This window comes from Myxococcus sp. AB025B, from assembly GCF_006518215.1.
Classification (GTDB): Bacteria; Myxococcota; Myxococcia; order Myxococcales; family Myxococcaceae; genus Myxococcus; species Myxococcus fulvus.
The window spans coordinates 1-18,268 of the sequence record NZ_SRLW01000103.1 but is presented as its reverse complement, the minus strand read 5'-3'; the positions used below and the strand labels follow the sequence as shown (position 1 = coordinate 18,268).

Here is an 18,268-nt window from a genome sequence, read left to right as displayed (position 1 = left end):
TCATGCCCCAGGCGACGGGACGGGCGACCCGTGGCGCGCTCGGGGGGCGGGCGTCAGCGCGGGGGATTCAAGGGGCCGTGCACACCGCCGTCGTGACGTGGCCAAGGATGGAGCGCTCGTCCTCGGGGCCGGTGAAGACGGCGTCCGCTCTCGCGGCGACGTGGCATCGGGACCGTCGGGGTTGTCGCGCACCACGAAGGAGCCCTCGCCTTCAGGGACAGGTGGCCGCGTCGTTGTTGCCCGCCACCAGGTAGACGTTCCCCGGACCGGTGTAGACGCGCTCGCCGAAGGCCCTCACCCGGCACGTGGGGAGCTGGGGATTGCGCTGGATGGAGAAGTACCGCGACACCTGCTGCACCGCGGGCAGCCCCAGCTCCGTCAGGAGGGGGTTGTCCAGCAGCATCAGCGACTCCAGGGTGCGCAGACCCTTGAGGTCCGCGAGGCTGGTCAGCGCGCCGTTCTGCTCCGAGGCCAGCCCCGTCAGCCGCTCCACGCCCGCGAGCCCCGTCAGCGTCGTCAGCGACGGGTTGTTGTAGAGGCTCAGCCACGACAGCATCCGCAGCGACTCCATGCCGCGCACGTCCACCAGGCGCGCGTGCGCCTCCAGCGAGAGGGTGCCTCGCAGGCCCTGCAGCCGGGGCATGTTCCCCCACCACGCCAGCGCGTCGTTGCGCGAGAAGAAGATGCTCTCCACCTGCGCGAGCGAGCCCAGCCCGTTGCTGTCGACGAGCGCCGCGTTGAGCCGGACCTCCAGCGTCACCCCGATGGTGTGCAGCGCCCCCAGCCCCGTCAGCGTGCGCAGCGCGGGGTTGTTCGTCACCTCCAGGTTCTTGCCGATGTGCTCCAGCCGCGTGCCCTCCAGGGTGGTGAGGCGGGCGTTGTTCTCGATGAGCACGCTCTGCGCCACGCTCGTCAGGTTCGGCAGCGGCAGCAGCGCCAGCGCGGGGTTGTCCTTGATGCGCAGCGTGCCCGTCAGCGTCTGGATGGCGCGCAGGCCCAGGCCCTCGGAGGTGTGGGCGAGCCGCTCGTTGTCCTCGATGACGACGCCGCCTCGCGGCACCACGGACTGGAGCCCGTCCAGGCTCTGGAGGCGGGGGTTGTGCGCCACCTCCAGGTGGGTGCCCACCCAGGAGGACTGTCCCGTCGCGCCGCCCACCGTCACCGTCTCCAGCGCGGCGTTGTTCAGCACGCTCAGCCCCTGGCCGATGAACCGCAGCCCGGGGAGCTCCAGCCGCGTGAGGGACCCGTTGTCCTGCACGTACAGCGTGCCGTCGACGACCTCCAGCGCGGTGAGCCGGAGTTCGGCGACCGGCGTGTTGCCCGTCCTCACCTCCAGGTTGCCCCGGATGCGGGAGAGGCCCTTCAGCACGGCCACGTCCACCGGCCCCCGGATGACGAAGGTGCCGTCGAACGTGTTCAGGTCCTCGCAGATGGGATTCGAGGCGAGCACCTCCTCGTCGTCGAGCACCCCGTCCGCGTCCAGGTCCATGCCCGCGCTGACGCGGGTGCCCCCGGCCGCGCACGTCGGCTCCCAGGCGCGCGTGATGAGCAGGCGGGAGACCTCCACGCAGACCTCCAGGCGGGTGCGCACCTCGTCGTCGTCGAGCACCCCGTCGCCGTCCTCGTCGTGACCCGCCTCGACGAAGGTGAGCGAGGTGGGCTCCATGCAGGCGCGGGAGGACGGCGTGGCCGCTCGCGTGCGCGTGAGCAGCTGGGCCTCGGCGATGTCGCGGCACGAGTACACCTCGCGGGCGACCTCGGGCGTGTCCAGCACGCCGTCCTGATTGAAGTCGTAGCCGGCGCGGGTGACCCACCCTCCGCCTGGACACCGCTCGCCCGGAGGCACCGGCTGCTGCTCCACCCGCATCTGGGTCTCGGCGATGGCGCAGACGAGTGTCGAGCCCGTGACCTCCTCGTCGTCGAGCACGCCGTTGCGGTTGTCGTCCGTGCCCACCAGCACGTCGCGGCCTCCCAGCTCACACCTCTCGCCGGGCAGCTCCACCACCTCCCGGCTGAGCGCCGTCGGGTGGTCCATCAGGTCGCGGATGCGCAGGGAGTCACACCCCGCCGCGAGCGGCAGCAGGGCCAGCCAGGTCCATCTCATGGTGCGTCTTCTCCAGCGGCGGCCACGCGGGCCGCGACCGGCTCTCCGGGGAGGAGCAGGGGCTCGGAGCAGGGCGTCTGCTCGTCGTTGTCCTGGACCGTGCGCGTCCCGCCCCGGAGGGCGCGGTCCGCCAACTGGTTCGCCAGACATGACGGCAGCGACGGGTTGCGCTGGATGGTCAGCGTGGCGCCGACCTCCGTCAGCCCGTCCAGGTCCAACGTCAGCAGCCGGGGGTTGTCCTGGATGGTCAGGGCCGACACGGACAGGAGCTTGCGCAGGCCCGCCAGGCCTTGCAGGGAGGCGTTGTCCCGCACCACGAGCGAGCGCAGGCTCCGGACGCGGTCCAGGCCCGAGACATCCCACAGCGCGGCGTTGTCCAGCAGCTCCAGGTCGGCGACCGACTCCAGGCGCGGGAAGGTGCCCAGGCTCGACAGCTTCGGACAGTAGGCCACCACGAGCTGGCCGCGGATGGACTGCAGGCTCGTGAAGTCGAACGCCTCCAGCCGGGGGCTGTTCATCAGCATCAGCGAGCCCACGTGGTTGAGCCCCGGCATCGCGTCGATGGAGTGCAGGGACTCGTTGTTGCTGACCATGAAGACGTCATGGACCGCGCGCAGGGACGACAGCCCCGACAGGCGGCTGAGCGAGGCGTTGTTGCCGATGTCGATGGACTGCCCCACCTCCAGCAGCTCGGGGAAGCTCATCGTGGTCAATACCGGGTTGTTGTGGATGGCGAGCGAGCCGCCCACCGTCCGGAGGTTCTGGAACGGCAGCCGGCTCAGGCTCTTGTGGTCGGCGACGGAGAGCGTCCCCCCCAGGTCCGTGAGGTCCCACGACACCAGGCTCTGCGCCGAGTCGTTGTAGGCGAGGAAGAGGTCCTGGCGGACGCGCACGCTGCGCAGCCCGTCCAGGCTTTCCAGCCGGGGGTTGTTCCAGACCGAGAGGCTGTTCTCCAGCCACACCGGCTGGGGCTGCGTCGCCGCGCCGAAGCGCAGCACCGTGAGCTCCAGGTTGACGAAGATCTGCACCTCGTTGCCCACGAAGCGCAGCGCGTCCAGCTCCAGGCGCGTCAGCGCGGCGTTCTCCGTCACCACCAGCCCGCCGGAGATCTCCGCCAGCCGCGGCAGCACGAGCTGCTCCAGCGGTGTGCGGAAGAGCACGAGCGAGCCCTCGATGCGGACGAGCGTCTTGAGCAGCGCGAAGTCCTCCGGGGTGGTCGCGAAGAGGTCTCCGTCGAGGATGGGCGCTCCCTGGCACACCCGCCTGCGCTGGGTGACCTCCTGCTCCTGGAGGACGCCGTCGGCGTTCTGGTCCGCTCCGGAGTCCACCCGGTGGCCGCCCATCGCGCAGCGCGCCCCGACGGGCTCGCTCTCCAGCCGCGCCAGGATTCGCGAGGGGGCTTCGCCACAGTGCACCGCCAGGGTCCTCCGCTCGATGGCCCCGAGCTGGCCGTCGCCATCCAGGTCGGGCCCCGCTTCCACCAGCGTGCCTTCCCCTTCGCACGCGGGATATCCCTCCGCGACGCCCCGCACCCGGACGTTCACCGGATACACGCCCGTGCAGTCGAGCCGCTCGTGGGTGACCTCCGCGTCGCTCAGCTCGCCGTCGCGGTTCTGGTCCAGTCCGGAGCGCGTGCTCACCCCGCCCAGGGGGCACGAATCGGTGGGCTCCACGGGGCGCGCCTGCGTCACCCAGTCCAGCGGCTGGCCGTCGCAGTCGTAGTGCTCCGACATGACCTCCGTGCCGGTCAGCAGCCCGTCCTCGTTCTGGTCGATGCCGGTGAGCACCCGGTCCCCACCGAACGGGCACCGGCCTCCGGGAGGCTCGACCTCGAAGCGGGTCAGCGGCGGGTAGCGCCAGGTGAGCTGCGACAGGTTGATTCCGTCGCAGCCGGCGAGCAGCAGGCCCAGCAGCGTCACTCCCAGACGTCGCATCATGAGGCCCCCTGAGGCCGCTCGGCGCTTCAGCGTCGCAACGCGAGCTCGAGACCGAACATCGTGTCCCACGCGTCGTCGCCATCCAGCGTGACGCGGTCCGCGGAGGCCGTGGCGGCCAGCCGCAGGTTCATGCCGAAGAGCCGTCCCGCCGCCCCCGCCGCGAGGTGGCCCGTGGAGACGGTGAGGTCTCCCATGCGCTTGTTCGGCGACGACACCCCGAGCATGCCCCAGCCCGCTCCGGCCTCCAGGAACAGCGGGGTGTGCTGCACATCGCGCGTGCCCACCAGCGCCAGCACCGTGGCGCGGTGCGTGCGCACGTTCTCGAACCGCTTGGGCATCACCGTGTAGCTGGCGCGCCCGCCGTAATAGAAGTTCGAGTCGCCCTGGCTGCGCCACGACAGGCTGGGGCCGGTGGCGTACGCGTCGAGCCCCAGCGGCGCCTGCTGGCCCACCAGCCCCACCTCCAGGCCGGAGAAGAACGGGTGGGGGGCCGTCAGCGCGAGCGGGCGGGGCACGAAGCCGCCACCCTCGGCCGGCGGGAAGGCGCGGGAGAAGTCCACGGGGACCAGGCCCGCGGCGGCCACGTACTGGTCATAGAAGTTCTTGTCGAGCGGCACCGCGAACAGGCCCCGGCGCAGGGCCTCCTCGGCGGGGCCACGCTCCTGGAGCTCGCGCGGCTTCAAGTCCAGCACCCCCTGGCTCAGCTCCGCCAGGGTGATGCGCGCCTCGCTGGTGGGGGTGCGCAGCCAGTACACGTCGCGCTCGGGCAGCCGCAGCATCACGTACTGGTCCTCCGCGCGCCGCACGTCCGCGAGCCGCCGACCCTCCGCGTCCTCCACGGACACGCGCGACTGGCCGAAGTTCGAGCTCAGCACCAGGCTGGGGCCCGCGGGCGCGGCGCCCACGAGCGGACGGCGCGGCTCGCCGGTGGGCGCGAAGGCGTGGATGCTCAGCCGCGCGGGCAGGCCCTTGACGCCCTGCAGTGACGCGGACACGAAGGCGCCCAGCTCGCTGTACTCCACCTGCCCGTCGCCGTTGATGTCGGCGGCGCCCAACAGGCCCGAGCGCGCCACGTGGCTGAAGACGCCGGCGCGGATGCGCGACCACTCGTGCGTCTCGCCGTCGTCGCTCTCCGCGAACACGGCGCCCACCATGGGGCGCGTGGCCAGCTGCTCGCGCGCGAGCATGCCGCGCAGCTCCGCCAGCACCGCCGCCTCCGTCTGCCCGCCGCGGCTGCCGACCACGCCCGAGGCGCGGCACGCGTCCACGATGAGGTGCACGTAGTCGGCGGCGAGCGGGTCCACCACGTCCGCGTAGAGGCTCGACTTGTCCAGCCGGCCCCCGGCCAGCGTGAAGTAGGCGCGGCCCGCCTCGTCTGTGTTGCCGTGGCCCACGTACACCACGAGCACGTCCGTGGCGCGGCCCGCCTCGTCGTCGGCCAGGCTGGCGGCGCGCAGCCGGGCCACCTCGCGCTTCACTTCTTCCGGCGTGGGCGGCCGCGCGCCCGCGAGCACGGGCCGTCCCCCCGCGCGCGTCGCCGCGTCCGGGTCCACCAGCAGCGTCGTCTCCACGCCCAGCCGTTGCAGCGTCTCCGCCCACAGCACGCCGTCATCGTCGGCGAAGCGCAGCGCGGGCAGCGACGGGTCGTCGCTCCCGTTGTGGGCAATCACGAGGGCACGTCGGACCAGGGCATCCGCCGAGGCGTCGCGGGCTGCGAAGAGCGCGGCGACCCCGAGGAGCACTCCCAGCTTGTTCATGGACCTTCCTCTACCCTCAGTGTCTGCTTGAGCACCACTGCCCCCCCCTGCTCCTCCCCTCGCAAGGCCGCCAGGGCCGCGGACGGGCTGCCGGCGAACGCGGCGGTCACCTCCGCCTCGCCCACCGTCTCCGGCAGGGGCACCGTCAGCTCCAGCGGTGCCTCCTGACCCGGGGTGCCCGTCAGCACGAAGGGCCCAGCCATCAGCTCCGCGCGCTGGGTGCCGCGGACCTGGAGGGCCACGTGGGTGTAGGGCGCCTGTCCTCCGGCGGCGAAGGCGAGCATGGCGCCGGCGGGGCAGGCCTCGCTCGCGTGGAGCTCCTTGAGCGGCTGGCCGGGCGTGGCGCAGAAGATGCGCAGCGCGACGCCGGGTGGGGGCGTGCCCAGGCCCCGCGAGCGGAACTCGTCCCGGGGCAGCGACGTGAGCACCACCGCGAGCACCACCGCCGCCAGCGCGCCGCCCAGGGCCGTCAGCGAGGGCCAGCGCGCGGGCGCCTCCAGGGGCGCGGCCGCCGCGAGCGCGGCCTCCAGGCCGCCTTCCGTCAGCGCGTGCCGCTCCACGGAGGAGGGCGCCTCCAGCGAGCCTTCCAGGGCGCGCTGCGCCCGGGCCCAGCGTTCATAGAGCGGGCCACATCGGTGACACAGATGCGCATGGCGCAGCAGGCGGGCGGCCTGGGGCGAGGGCAGCTCACCCTGGGCCTGTCGCGTCAGTCCCGCGTCGATGTGTCGCTCGTACCACCTCATGATGGGATGCTCCCTATGGCGCACAGGGCGAGGGTCGCCAGGAGCACACCCAGCTCCATGCGCCCGGGCTCCGCCGCCGTCTCCAACCAGCCGGAGGTCTTCAGGTACTCGGTGAACTGCGTGCGCAGCCGCCGCTCGCGCACCCGGACCTCTCCGCGGGTGAGCTGGAGCTGCTCGGCGGCGCTCTCCTGGGACAGCCCGTCCACGAAGCGAAGCTGGGCGAGCGCGCGGGCCTCCTCGGGCTGGGACTCCAGGAAGCGGCGCACCAGCTCGCGCACCTCGGTGCCCAGCGCCTCCTCTTCCGGGCTGCGTCCCTCGTTGGGGAGCTGACCGAGCTCCGGCGCCTCGTCCAGGGACACCGCTTCCCGGGACACCCGCCCCGACGCGCGCATCAGGTCGATGGCCGTGGAGCGCGCCACCGTCAGCAGGAAGCCCAGGTAGGGGCGGACCCCGTCGTAGGCCTGTCGCATGTTGGGGCGGAACGCGCGCACGAACGTCTCCTGGTGGGCCGCGTCCAGGTCCAGCGCGGACAGGGAGATGGTGCGGCTGCCCCCTCCCTCCGCGCCCACCGCGAACCGTCGCGAGAGGTAGCGCAGCACCTCCGGCGAATAGGCGCGGTACACCTGGGTGAGGACGGTGGTGTCCCCACGGCGGAAGGACTCCAGGACGGAGCGGTCATTGCCTGGCAGCACGGTGTCTCCGACCCACGCGAGCCGAGTCCGAGCCCAATGCCCGGCCAGCCGTCATCCTCGAAAAAGGATACGGAGCGTGCCCTCGAAATGGGTCGTCCACCTCAACGAAGAGGGGTCGATTTCCTTGCGTGGCGGGTCGGAAATAGTTGCCAGGAGGGGGCTTTCCCTCCCGGCGGCACTTCAGGCTGGACGGGCCCGGGCCCCTGGCTTCAGCGCGCCGGGCGGGCGACGGTGTGCGGGTCGCCGGCGGGGACCCAGGGGATGGCGGGGCCCTGGTAGTCCGGGCCGAACCAGGCCTCGAGGAAGCGGATGGGGCCCACGAGGTGGGCGTTGAACTCCGCGAGCTCCTCGGCGGGGACCCACAGCTCCTGGTGGAGCCTGGCCCCCACGGTGCGGACGGGGTAGCGGGCGAGGAAGGGGGCCTGCACGTCGAAGGCGGTGACGAAGCCCACGTGGCCACTGCCCGCGTCCGGCGCGTTCCAGTCCCGGGCAATCTGCCGGGCGTAGTCCACGTTCATCACGGGGTAGAAGAAGGGCTGGTCCGGCAGCCGGGGAGGGAAGCCTCGGCCGTCGACCTCCCGGACGAGCTGCGCCTCCTTCAGCCCCACCGGGCGGTACAGCGTGAGCGTCTCCACCATGGGCGTCTCCTCGAGGAGGGGCAGGGCCAGGCCGGGCAGGCCTGGCGTGCCGTCGACGCGGGCTGGCGTGACGCCCTGACTGCTTCCGAGGGCTACGGCTCCTGGCGGTAGTACACCCACGCCCGGTCCTTGGGAATCAGGGCCGGGGGGTCCAGGCGGATCAACTCGTGGGAGATCTCGTGGTCGTCGGGAAAGTCCGCGATGAGCTCGGTCTCCACCTCGGACATCGTCTCGCGGTCCTCGTCGCGAATCGCGCCGTCGAAGAACGCCTCGAAGTGCAGCCTGGTGTCATCGAAGCGGACGGTGACGGCGCGCAGCCGGGAGGGAATGGCGCCCAGCAGCGCCCGCTGCAGCGACAGATGGACCAGGCTGCTTCGGTTGGGTGTGCTCATGGATTGGCGGGGACGATATGCGCGCCCTGACTCGAGTAGTGGATGATTCCGCGCGTCGTCGGCTGGCCGTTGACCTGACCGATGACCTCGCCGAAGTCCACCCGCTCCCGGAAGCCCGGCTGACCGCGCGCGACGTTACCCACGGGCTGGCCCTGGCCGGAGAAGCGGTCCAGCAGGCCCTGCGGGTTGGGGTGCGTGAAGGGGCTGCGGCCCGGGATGTAGTTCTGGTGCCCGACGATGTGCTTGCCCTGCTTGGCCTCCTCCAGCAGCACCCTCGCCGCGGCGGGCGCGGCCACACCCTCCACGCCCGCGGCCGCCGCCGCTCCACCCACGCGGGGGGCGATGGCACCCGCCGCGGCGCGGGCCGCCCCGACGCCTCCCAGCAGCATCGAGGAGAGGCTCACGGCGTTCTGCGCGGCGGCCTCCGCCTGCGAGCGGGGCTGGATGGCCAGGTCGGTGCGGAAGCGGAAGTCGATGCCGGCGGCCCCCAGGCCCCGGTTGACGCCGGCGTTCACCAGGCTGGCGGAGTCCAGCACGAGGTTCGCGGCGCCCGTGGCGTAGCCCCGCGCCGTGTCCGCCGCCCAGCTGCCCACCCGCTGGGCCCAGCTCGCGCGCGGCGCCTCGGCGGGAGCGCCCGGCGCGGCGCCCGTCACCGCCTGCGCGACCTGCCGACGCTCTCCCGCCGGAGCGGGGTCGAAGCTGGAGACGCCGCGGAACTCCGCCGGAGGCTGCGCCCGAGGCGCGCTCGCCGACCCGGCGGGCTCCGTCCGGGGCGCCTCACGCGGGGCCTCCTCTCGCGAGGTGACAGGCGTGGGGGGACGACGCGTGGACAAGGGAGGGAGGGACATCGGTCTTCTCCGGCTCGACTGGCTTTGAGGAGATTATCCCTCACACCTGACCTTGAGTTGCGCTTGGGGAAAGGCCAGTCGATTCAGGGGCTTGCGTTGATTCCTTTCAAAGACTTCCATCGTGGGATGGGAAGACCCGCCTGGGTCGATGTTGAAGCGGGAGCGCTCCGACCCACCCCGCGCCGATGGGGCGCGGACGAGGTCGAAGGCTCCCGCTGTCGATGCTGGGCGTCCGGGCTTGCGAGAGCCCGTCGCCCGTGTGGCCTTCAGCGCGGCTCAGAAGGCCGAGCCGTCCACGCGGCGCCCAGGGGACGCGAGCGAGGAGGACAGCGTGTCGTGGAGCACCCATTCGCCCGCGCCCGTGCCGTCCGGGTTGCGGTTGTAGGAGACGCCCAGCGTGGTGTTGACGTAGGTGGAGTGGTCCTGCTCGAGGCCATCCGGGCGGACCAGATAGACGGTGTCACCGGTGCTGCCCACGTTGACGCCGCGGTTGAAGCGCAGCCCCTCGCCACCGTTGGACGCGGCGGTGTTCGGCGTGCCCGCGGGCACGGCCGACGCGCCCGAGTACACGGTATAGACGGCGCCCGGCTGCAGCATCGTCCCCGCGGGGAAGACGTGGCGCGCGGGCTTGTCGCCGCGCCGGGACTCGTCGTCATGCAGCGAGTAGCCGCCCAGGTTCACCGCGGCAGTGCCGGTGTTGCGCACCTCCACGAACATCTTGTCGTAGTCCGGCGTGGTGCTCCCGCTCGGCGGCAGGGGCTGGGGCAGGTACTCGTTGATGAACAGCGTGGGCACGGGCCGGTTGAGCGTGAAGGGGGCATCGCTGATGTCCGCCAGGGTGGAGTCCGCCGCGTCGTTGATGCGCACCCGCGCGGTGGAGGAGCCCGCCGAGGGCACCGTCCACGTGAAGCTGCCCGAGGCCGCGGCCACGGAGGTGGCGATGTCGCTCCACACCACGCCGTTGTCGAGCGAGTACTGCAGCCGCACGTTCTGCACGCCCGAGGACGTCCAGGTGATGTCGAACGTGCTGCCCGCGGTGAGCACCTCGCCTCCGTTGGGCGCGGTGACCTTCAGCGTGCGCGCCGTCACCTGCCCGAAGTTGTAGCGGCTGATGATGGGGTAGTGGTCGGACGTGGTGGTGCCATAGCGGGTGATGCTCGGACGCAGCACCGCGGCGGACCCCGGGACGTAGGCCTCCAGCATCTCGTTGCTGACCAGCTGGTGGTCGATGAACGTGTTGCGGCTCACCGTGGAGCCGATGCCGGACACCGACATCTCCTGGGTGACGAAGCGGTAGTTGTCGGCGTCGTCCACGAAGTTCCGATAGGGCGTGTCGCGGTTGTTGACGGTGGAGACGTCCACGTCATCGTTCCAGTCGCCCACCACCATCACCCGCTGCGTGGGCATGCTGCCGTCCAGGTAGCCCTTGAGCAGCTGCCCCGCCTCGAGCCGCCGCTCGTAGTCCGCCGACTCGGTGCCGTTGCTCGTGGCCTTCATGTGCAGCATCAGCACGGACAGGTCCACGTTCGTGCCGGACCGGGTGACGCGCAGGTCCACCCGCAGCGGCGGCCGGCCCGCGAAGTAGTAGTCGCTCGAACCCAGCACGATGCGCGCCTCGCGCACCTGCACCAGGCCCTTCTTGTAGAGGATGCCCAGCTTCTGCTCGTCCGCGTCGTAATAGAAGGAGCCGGACGGCACGAGCGGGTCGCTGGCCAGGAAGCCGTCGTACTCGGGAAGCTGCGCCTTGAGCTGCTCGAAGTGCGCCGCGTCGACCACCTCCGCCAGTCCCCAGACATCCACGCCCGCGCCGGCAATCACCGTCTTCACGTTGGCCAGCTGGAGCGCCTCGTCCGTCGGCCCCTGTCCCGTGTGGCCGAACCACTCGATGTTCCAGTTGCCCACCGACAGGGGGAAGCTCGTCGAGGGGCCGCCATCCGTCCCGCCTCCGTCCGGCGTGCCCGTGCCCGGCTTCACCTCCAGCGAGTAGCGCGCCTGCGCGCTGACGCCGCTGGCGTCCTCCACCTTCACCGTGAAGCTGGTCGTGCCCGCGAGCGTCGCGACGCCCGTCACCTCGCCGTCCTGCGACAGCGACAGGCCCTCCGGCAGCGCGCCCTCCACCACGGAGAACGTCACCGGGGGGCGGCCGCCCACGTCAGCGAAGGTGTACGTGTAGCCATTGCCCGCCACGGCCGCCGTGAGCGTCGCGCCCGCGAGCGCCGGCGCCGGCCACACCTTGAGGGTGTACGTCCGCGAGTCCTCGCTCTTCTCCACGTCCACCACGCCGACCTGGAGGGAGTAGTCCCCCGCGGCGCTCGCCGGGCCCGTCAGCCGCCCGTCCGTCGAGTAGAACGAGAAGCCCGGGGGCACCTCCGACTTCAGCGCGTAGCGCAGGGGCGCCGTGCCGCCCGTGGCGGTGATCCGCGTGTCGTAGGGCGCGCCCACCGTCGTGTCGGTCAGCGCGGAGATGTTGGGCAGCTTCGGGCCGCTGCCGGGGTTCGGGTCGTCCCCGCCGGAGCAGGCGCCCAGGAAGGTCAGGATGAGCAGCATCCCGACCGCGCGTTGGATGGACATGAAGGTGGTCTCCCCGAGAAGCGGTGGGGGCTCGGCCGTTCCCCCTATATGGAATCAGACACTCTAGCCGTATCCCGTGGGGGGATGCTCGCGGGACGTGGCCCCTCGGGGAACTGCAATGGCGCCGGGGGATGTCCGTGACATATTCGAGGGCCGCGAAACCCACGGGGGGCGCCGCCGCCCGGACGAGAGGACCTGCGCAATGGCCGAGAAGTGGGACAAGCACCTGATGGAGTTCCTCAAGCGCACCGGCGACGAGCTCAAGCGCACCACCGACGACCTGCGCGGCGAGGCCCAGCGCCTCCTCAAGGAAGTGAAGGACCCGGACAAGCAGGCCAAGGTGAAGGAGGGCCTGGTGCAGCTGCGCACCTGGGCCGCCAGCACCACCAAGGTCGCCGCGGAGAAGATTGAAACCGCCGTGCGCCAGGTCGAGGGCGCCGTGGAGCGCGCCTTCCGTCCCGAGGAGGGCGAGCCGGGCGCGCCGGGCACCGCGAACTCCGGGGCCGCCGACGCCGAGGCCCCCCAGGCCCCGCGCCCCAAGCCCGAACCCAAGGCCGCGAAGAAGGCCGCCCCCGGCACCAAGTCCATCGGCCGCAAGAAGGCCAGCGGGCGCCCGGCCGCCAAGAAGGCCGCTCCAACTTCCAAGAAGACCGTCGGCCGCGCGAAGAAGCCCACCGCCGGAGCGTGAAGTTCCGCCCGGCCTTGAATCAGACAGGTCCGGACTTCCGGTTCCGGTTCCGTCAGTCATTGCCGCCAGTTGGAACGGTGTGCGGCGCGTGAGATAGTGCGCGCCGTGGCCGGCCCCAGTGAAAAGGACAGCATCCAGGCGGAAATCGGGCAGGACGTCATCGACGCGGCGGTCCGCAGCGTCGAGCGTCGCATGGAGGATGAAGAGGTGACCGTCATCGAGGTGGAGGCCCGCGAGGCCGCTGCTTCCGAGGACGCGGCAGCCTCCGTCGCCCCCGAGGATTCCGTGCCTCCCCAGGACTCCCCAGCGCCCTCCGCGACCGCGGAAGAGGTCGCGCAGCTGCGTCAGGAGGTGGAGTCGCTCAAGGCGCAGGTCGAGTTCAGCCAGGCCAAGGGTCGCGAGACCCTGGAGCGGCTGCGCGAGGCGCACGAGCGCGCCAAGGAAGCGCAGGACCGCATGGTCCGCGCCGCCGCGGACCTGGAGAACTACCGCAAGCGCGCGCAGAAGGAGAAGGAGGAGGTCCAGCGCTTCGGCTCGGAGAAGCTGCTCAAGGACCTGCTCCCGGTGATGGACAACCTGGACCGCGCGCTCGAGGCCGCGACCAAGTCGCCCGACATCGAGAGCTTCCAGAAGGGCGTGGCCATGACGCGCAAGTCCTTCGAGGACGCGCTCGGCCGCCACGGCGTGAAGTCCTTCAGCGCCAGGGGCCAGCCGTTCGACCCGCGCATGCATGAGGCCATCCAGCAGGTGGAGACGGCCGACACGCCCGCGGGCCACGTGGTCTACGAGGTGGTGCGCGGCTTCTTCCTCAACGAGCGTCTGGTGCGCCCGGCCATGGTCGTCGTCGCGCGCGCGCCCGAGGCCGTCGCCGCGCCCGTCGTGGACGCCGCCGCCTCATCCACCCCCGCGCCCGCCGAGGACCCACCTCCGGCGGAAGCCGAGCCGCGGGCCGAAGCACCCGAGCAGCACACGGACAGCACTTCCGGGGGGAGTCAGTAAGCATCATGGGCAAGGTGATTGGAATCGACCTGGGGACCACCAACTCCTGCGTCGCCGTCATGGAAGGCGGCGAGCCGGTGGTCATCCCCAACAGCGAGGGCAGCCGCACCACGCCCTCCATGGTGGGCTTCACGGACTCCGGTGAGCGGCTGGTGGGCCAGATTGCCAAGCGGCAGGCCATCACCAACCCGGAGAACACCGTGTTCGCCGTGAAGCGGCTCATCGGTCGGAAGTTCGACTCGCCGGAGGCCAAGAAGGCCATCGGCGTGAGCGCCTTCAAGGTGGCCGCGAGCCCCAACGGCGACGCGTGGGTGGAGATCCGCGGCAAGGGCCACAGCCCGCCGGAGGTCTCCGCCATCGTCCTGATGAAGATGAAGCAGACGGCGGAGGACTACCTCGGCGAGCCCGTCACCGAGGCGGTCATCACCGTCCCCGCGTACTTCAACGACAGCCAGCGTCAGGCCACCAAGGACGCCGGCCGCATCGCGGGCCTCAACGTCCTGCGCATCATCAACGAGCCCACCGCCGCGGCGCTCGCGTACGGCCTGGACAAGGTGAAGGACGGCGGCACCGAGCGCGTGGCCGTCTACGACTTGGGCGGCGGCACGTTCGATATCTCCATCCTGGAGCTGACCGCCGGCGTCTTCGAGGTGAAGAGCACCAACGGCGACACGTTCCTGGGCGGCGAGGACTTCGACCAGCGGCTCATCGACTATCTGGCCAAGCGCTTCGCCGAGCAGAACAACGGCCTGGACCTGCGCCGCGACCGCATGGCGCTGCAGCGCCTGAAGGAGGCCGCCGAGCGCGCCAAGCACGAGCTGTCCAGCGCGCCCGAGACGGAGGTGAACCTGCCGTTCATCACCGCGGATGCCTCCGGCCCCAAGCACCTGACGGAGACGGTGGACCGCTCCACCTTCGAGGCGCTGGTCGCGGACCTCATCGACCGCACCATCGAGCCCTGCAAGATCGCCCTCAAGGACGCGGGCCTGACCGCGCAGCACGTCAACCAGGTGCTCCTGGTGGGCGGCATGACGCGCATGCCCCGCGTGCAGCAGAAGGTGCGCGAGTTCTTTGGCAAGGAGCCGCACAAGGGCATCAACCCGGATGAGGTCGTCGCCGTGGGCGCGGCCATCCAGGGCGGCGTGCTCAAGGGCGAGGTGAAGGACGTCCTCCTGCTGGACGTGACGCCGCTGTCCCTGGGCGTCGAGACGGCCGGCGGCGTCTTCACGAAGATCATCGACAAGAACACCACCATCCCCTGCAAGAAGAGCCAGGTGTTCTCCACCGCGGTGGACAACCAGCCGCTGGTGAGCGTGCACGTGCTCCAGGGCGAGCGCGAGATGGCGGCGGACAACAAGACGCTGGCCCGCTTCGAGCTGGTGGGCATCCCGCCGGCGCCGCGTGGCGTGCCGCAGATTGAGGTGTCGTTCGACATCGACGCCAACGGCATCGTGCACGTCAGCGCCAAGGACCTGGGCACCGGCAAGGTCCAGCAGGTGCGCGTGGTGAGCAACTCCGGCCTGTCAGAGGCCGAAATCCAGGCGATGATCAACGACGCCCAGTCGCACGCCGCCGACGACAAGAAGAAGAAGGAGCTGGCGGAGCTGCGCAACAACGCGGACGGCCTCATCTACACCACCGAGAAGAGCCTGGAGGAGTACGCCAGCCTCCTGTCGGAGAAGGACCGCGAGGAGATCAAGTCGGACCTGGAGCGGCTCAAGGGCCTGCTCAACACCTCCGACCCGGTCGCCCTCAAGGAGGCCTTCCAGCGCCTGGAGGGCAGCGCCTACCGCATCGCCGACGCCATCTACACGGGCCAGGCGAGCTGAAGCACCCGCCTCACGGGCGGGGGGATGCAATCGCCGGAACCCTTCCGGCGTAGAGTCAGTCTCCCCCTGTCCGTTCCGAGGTCTCAGTCATGGATCCAGTCGAAGGCGTCGTCATGGTGCTCGTGGTGGCGATGACGTGCGGCATCCCCCTGTTGGGGTTGACGCTGCGCTTCTCGCTCAAGCCCGTGCTGGAGGCCTTCATCCGCCTGCGCGAGGCCCAGCTGGGCTCCCACCCGGAGAACGCCCTGCTGCGCGAGCGCGTGGCCTACCTGGAGCGCGTGCTGGAGGCCCACGGCCTCATCGAGGACCGCCGCGTGGTGCTCCCCACCAGTCCCTCCGAGCGCCTGCCGCCCGGCGCCACGGCCCTGAAGGACCGCGAGCGCGTCTAGGCGGCGGGTGTCGTTGACCCACGCACGCTGTTGTCGGTCCCTGACTTCCCGGGGAATCCCTCCCAGGTTGTAATGGGGGGGTGGAATTCCCTTCCTTGGAGACAGAGGTCGCGTTCCTGCGTGGGCTGGTGGCCGTGCAGCGGATGGCGGACGACATCCTGGAGGACTGCCTCCAGCGCGGCCTGACGCTGGACGCGGGCCTGGACGTCTTCCTCACGCAGTGCGCGCGCATGGTGCATGCGCCCGCGGGCTTCGTGTCCCTGCGCGGCACCCGGGGGCCCGTGCTGACGCGGGTGCTGGGCGAATTGGGCGCGGACGTGTTCGAGGCGGCGCTGTGGCGCGGCCCCCGCCGGCTGCCCAACGGGCGGATGCTGTTCTGCACCCGACTGAAGCTGGGCACGCTGGAGCTGGGCGGGATGGGGCTCGCGGTGGAGGGCGCCTTCCCGGACGGCGGCGGGCTGGTGATGAAGCTGGTGGAGGCCATCGGCGAGCAGCTCGACACGTCGGTGCTGGCCTTCCTGGCGCTGACGGACGGGCAGGGCCCCCTGGAGCGGCTGGACGACCTGGCCATGGACGACACGCCGGTGCCGCGCGGGCGCATCGGCAAGTACGAGGTCCTCACGCCCCTGGGCACCGGCGGCATGGCCCAGGTGCTGGTGGCGCGGGCCCGGGGCCCGGAGGGGCTGGGCCGGCTGGTGGCCCTCAAGCGCATCCTCCCGCACCTGACGGCGGACCCGGCCATCGTCCAGCAGTTCCTGGACGAGGCGCGCATCGGCCTGCGGCTGGCGCACCCCAACCTGGTGCACGTGTACGACTTCGGCGAGGCGCAGGGGGCGTACTTCATCGCCATGGAGCTGGTGCGGGGCGTGGACCTGGACCGGCTCCTGCGCGCGCGCCGGGGGCCCCTGATGCCCGAGCAGGCGGTGGCCGTGGTGGTGCAGGCGCTGCACGGCCTGCAGGCGGCGCACGCGCTCAAGGGCGAGGACGGCAAGCCGCTGCACCTGGTGCACCGGGATTTGTCCCCGCACAACCTGATGGTGGGCTTCGACGGGCGGGTGAAGATTCTCGACTTCGGGGTGGCCAAGGCGCGCGCCCAGCGGACCATGACGCTGCCGGGCATCGTGAAGGGCAAGCCCCTGTACATGTCCCCGGAGCAGGCGCGGGGGCAGCGGCTGGACGCGCGCAGTGATTTGTTCGCGATGGGGCTCATCCTCTACGAGGCGCTCACCGGCAAGCGTGCGTTCGACCGGGGCGACGAGCTGCGCTCCATGCAGGCCATCTGCGACGAGCGGCTGACGCGCCCGGACTCCATCTCCCAGCCGCTGTGGGACGTGCTGGAGATGGCCCTGGCCAAGTCGCCCACGGCGCGCTTCTCCGACGCGCTGGAGATGGCGGAGCGGCTGCAGGACGCCCTCACGCCGGTGAAGGACGCGGAGCTGGCGCGGCTGATGGCCCGGCACTTCCCGGACCGGCTGCGCGAGCTGCAGCAGCTGGACCGCACCGAGGCGCAGCAGGGCCGCCTGGGCGTGTCACCGCCCGCGGTGGCGCAGGACCTCGAGGACGTGGACACCGAGCCGCGCCCGCGTCCCTCGCCCCAGCCCCAGAAGAAGGCCGCGCGCTGACCCCGGCACCGCCCCCGTGCTGTCGGGGAGCGGTGGCCGGGTGCCATGCCTTCACTTCACGCGACCGAGGCCTCAGGAGCGGCGCAGCGACGGGTCGTCGGACGTCGCGTTGAGGGTGCGCGGCGCGTCGACCTCGCCCTCGGTGCGGATGTCCACGTTCTCGTGGCGCACCCGCTCGGTGAAGCGGCGCTCCTCCTCGACGATGTCCTTGTGGATGACGACCTCCTCGTCGAGCACCTGGCGCTTGATGACCTCCGCCTCCTCGGCGTGCAGGGGGACGACGATGGTCTCGTCCTTGAACGCGCCCGTCACCGGCGTGTCCGACGTCACCGCCCGCCGCTCCACGCGGACCCGCTCGTGGCGCAGGGGGACCTTCACCACCTCCTCCTCCTCCACGATCTCCTTGTGCACGCGCAGCTCGCCGGCCTGCATGTCGTGCTTCTCCACGCTCAGCCGCTCCCGGTGGACGGGGATGGAGATGTCACGGTTGTCGTTCCACTCCGTCTTGGCGCGCCGCAGCTCCGTGTCCGCCTTCATGTTGGCCTGGTAGCCGACGTCCTCCTTCAGGCCCGTGGTGGGCAGCGGCGTCACCGAGGCCCGGCCCGCGTTCAGGTCCGTCTCCCGCACGCGCGTCTCCGTCACCGTGCGCTCGGACGCCAGCCCCATGGCGCCGGCGGTGCCCAGGTCCGCGCCGCTCCGGGTGCGCTCCGCCTCGGAGACCTGCTGCAGGGCCTCCTTGCCGCGGTTGAGGATGACCTCCCCGTTGCGAATCTCGCTCACCTCGGTGAAGGAGACCCGGTAGTCCTTGGGGAAGAACAGGCCCCTCTCGATGTGGAACGCGTCGTCGCCGATGGCGAAGACCTTGCCGAGCTTCTCGTCGTCGATGCTGCGGACAACCATCCCTTCGCGTACGTCCTTCTTGTTCTTGAGCATGGCTGGCTCCTCCTGAATGCCTCCTGCTGCATCACCGGGAAGGTGGGAGCGGGTCCGCGGATGAACAGTGTCTCGCCAACATGCGTGCTCAGGGCTCGCCCCCGTGGTCGCCGATGCACCCCTGCC

The 18,268-nt window shown here is 71.3% G+C and carries 15 protein-coding genes; 5 read left to right on the top strand and 10 right to left on the bottom strand.

The annotated features are described in order from the left end of the window. Positions 1 to 211: 211 nt before the first annotated feature. From FL311_RS18850 to FL311_RS45165, 9 genes are all read right to left on the bottom strand, one after another. On the bottom strand, positions 212 to 2,104 hold the full coding sequence (locus FL311_RS18850) for a hypothetical protein (RefSeq protein WP_141326716.1): 1,893 nt from the start codon (positions 2,102 to 2,104) through the stop codon (positions 212 to 214). Next, entirely contained in the window at positions 2,101 to 4,041 is a 1,941-nt protein-coding gene (locus FL311_RS18845) for a hypothetical protein (RefSeq protein ID WP_141326714.1), read from the bottom strand. The genes FL311_RS18850 and FL311_RS18845 overlap by 4 nt, the downstream gene beginning before the upstream one ends. A 26-nt stretch (positions 4,042 to 4,067) precedes the next feature. Then, positions 4,068 to 5,798: a caspase family protein gene (locus tag FL311_RS18840; protein ID WP_141326712.1), complete on the bottom strand. Its 1,731-nt coding sequence runs from the start codon at positions 5,796 to 5,798 to the stop codon at positions 4,068 to 4,070. Then, positions 5,795 to 6,541, bottom strand: a complete 747-nt coding sequence (locus tag FL311_RS18835; RefSeq protein ID WP_194869257.1) for a hypothetical protein — start codon at positions 6,539 to 6,541, stop codon at positions 5,795 to 5,797. The genes FL311_RS18840 and FL311_RS18835 overlap by 4 nt, the downstream gene beginning before the upstream one ends. Continuing rightward, the gene (locus FL311_RS18830; RefSeq protein WP_141326708.1) at positions 6,538 to 7,233 is read right to left on the bottom strand and encodes an RNA polymerase sigma factor; all 696 of its coding nucleotides are present in this window, start codon (positions 7,231 to 7,233) and stop codon (positions 6,538 to 6,540) included. The genes FL311_RS18835 and FL311_RS18830 overlap by 4 nt, the downstream gene beginning before the upstream one ends. 209 nt (positions 7,234 to 7,442) lie before the next feature. Continuing rightward, positions 7,443 to 7,871, bottom strand: coding sequence for an ADP-ribosylation/crystallin J1 (locus tag FL311_RS18825; RefSeq protein WP_141326706.1), 429 nt, complete (start codon positions 7,869 to 7,871; stop codon positions 7,443 to 7,445). A 92-nt stretch (positions 7,872 to 7,963) separates the two neighbouring features. Continuing rightward, entirely contained in the window at positions 7,964 to 8,263 is a 300-nt protein-coding gene (locus FL311_RS18820; RefSeq protein ID WP_141326704.1) for a hypothetical protein, read from the bottom strand. Continuing rightward, entirely contained in the window at positions 8,260 to 9,111 is an 852-nt protein-coding gene (locus FL311_RS45170; protein ID WP_228556951.1) for a polymorphic toxin type 50 domain-containing protein, read from the bottom strand. Before FL311_RS45170 ends, FL311_RS18820 begins: the two co-directional genes overlap by 4 nt. A 276-nt stretch (positions 9,112 to 9,387) precedes the next feature. Further along, the gene (locus tag FL311_RS45165) at positions 9,388 to 11,682 is read right to left on the bottom strand and encodes a lamin tail domain-containing protein (protein ID WP_228556950.1); all 2,295 of its coding nucleotides are present in this window, start codon (positions 11,680 to 11,682) and stop codon (positions 9,388 to 9,390) included. A 202-nt stretch (positions 11,683 to 11,884) separates the two neighbouring features. Here FL311_RS45165 and FL311_RS18805 point away from each other — a divergent pair, with 202 nt between their 5' ends. From FL311_RS18805 to FL311_RS18785, 5 genes are all read left to right on the top strand, one after another. Further along, positions 11,885 to 12,370: a transcriptional regulator gene (locus FL311_RS18805; protein WP_141326702.1), complete on the top strand. Its 486-nt coding sequence runs from the start codon at positions 11,885 to 11,887 to the stop codon at positions 12,368 to 12,370. Positions 12,371 to 12,466: 96 nt separating this feature from the next. Then, positions 12,467 to 13,369: a nucleotide exchange factor GrpE gene (gene grpE / locus FL311_RS18800; protein ID WP_141326700.1), complete on the top strand. Its 903-nt coding sequence runs from the start codon at positions 12,467 to 12,469 to the stop codon at positions 13,367 to 13,369. A gap of 5 nt (positions 13,370 to 13,374) precedes the next feature. Beyond that, complete coding sequence (dnaK, locus tag FL311_RS18795) at positions 13,375 to 15,198, top strand: molecular chaperone DnaK (protein ID WP_141326698.1); 1,824 nt, start codon at positions 13,375 to 13,377, stop codon at positions 15,196 to 15,198. Between the two features lie 89 nt (positions 15,199 to 15,287). Further along, positions 15,288 to 15,587 carry a hypothetical protein gene (locus FL311_RS18790; protein WP_223750717.1) on the top strand — a complete coding sequence of 100 codons (300 nt, stop codon included), beginning with the start codon at positions 15,288 to 15,290 and terminating at the stop codon, positions 15,585 to 15,587. Positions 15,588 to 15,730: 143 nt separating this feature from the next. Further along, the gene (locus FL311_RS18785; RefSeq protein ID WP_228556952.1) at positions 15,731 to 17,209 is read left to right on the top strand and encodes a serine/threonine-protein kinase; all 1,479 of its coding nucleotides are present in this window, start codon (positions 15,731 to 15,733) and stop codon (positions 17,207 to 17,209) included. A gap of 72 nt (positions 17,210 to 17,281) precedes the next feature. On the opposite strand, the gene FL311_RS18780 is transcribed toward FL311_RS18785, so the two are convergent. Next, positions 17,282 to 18,142, bottom strand: a complete 861-nt coding sequence (locus FL311_RS18780; RefSeq protein ID WP_141326695.1) for a YsnF/AvaK domain-containing protein — start codon at positions 18,140 to 18,142, stop codon at positions 17,282 to 17,284. Positions 18,143 to 18,268 lie beyond the last annotated feature (126 nt).

Excerpts from the sequence above, each read along its gene's own strand:
- FL311_RS18805 (WP_141326702.1), top strand. The coding sequence starts at position 11,885 with ATGGCCGAGAAGTGGGACAAGCACCTGATGGAGTTCCTCAAGCGCACC.
- FL311_RS18785 (WP_228556952.1), top strand. The coding sequence starts at position 15,731 with ATGGCGGACGACATCCTGGAGGACTGCCTCCAGCGCGGCCTGACGCTG.
- FL311_RS45170 (WP_228556951.1), bottom strand. The coding sequence starts at position 9,111 with ATGTCCCTCCCTCCCTTGTCCACGCGTCGTCCCCCCACGCCTGTCACC.
- FL311_RS18780 (WP_141326695.1), bottom strand. The coding sequence starts at position 18,142 with ATGCTCAAGAACAAGAAGGACGTACGCGAAGGGATGGTTGTCCGCAGC.
- dnaK (WP_141326698.1), top strand. The coding sequence starts at position 13,375 with ATGGGCAAGGTGATTGGAATCGACCTGGGGACCACCAACTCCTGCGTC.
- FL311_RS18820 (WP_141326704.1), bottom strand. The coding sequence starts at position 8,263 with ATGAGCACACCCAACCGAAGCAGCCTGGTCCATCTGTCGCTGCAGCGG.
- FL311_RS18850 (WP_141326716.1), bottom strand. The coding sequence starts at position 2,104 with ATGAGATGGACCTGGCTGGCCCTGCTGCCGCTCGCGGCGGGGTGTGAC.
- FL311_RS18835 (WP_194869257.1), bottom strand. The coding sequence starts at position 6,541 with ATGAGGTGGTACGAGCGACACATCGACGCGGGACTGACGCGACAGGCC.
- FL311_RS18790 (WP_223750717.1), top strand. The coding sequence starts at position 15,288 with ATGGATCCAGTCGAAGGCGTCGTCATGGTGCTCGTGGTGGCGATGACG.
- FL311_RS18840 (WP_141326712.1), bottom strand. The coding sequence starts at position 5,798 with ATGAACAAGCTGGGAGTGCTCCTCGGGGTCGCCGCGCTCTTCGCAGCC.
- FL311_RS18845 (WP_141326714.1), bottom strand. The coding sequence starts at position 4,041 with ATGATGCGACGTCTGGGAGTGACGCTGCTGGGCCTGCTGCTCGCCGGC.
- FL311_RS18825 (WP_141326706.1), bottom strand. The coding sequence starts at position 7,871 with ATGGTGGAGACGCTCACGCTGTACCGCCCGGTGGGGCTGAAGGAGGCG.
- FL311_RS45165 (WP_228556950.1), bottom strand. The coding sequence starts at position 11,682 with ATGTCCATCCAACGCGCGGTCGGGATGCTGCTCATCCTGACCTTCCTG.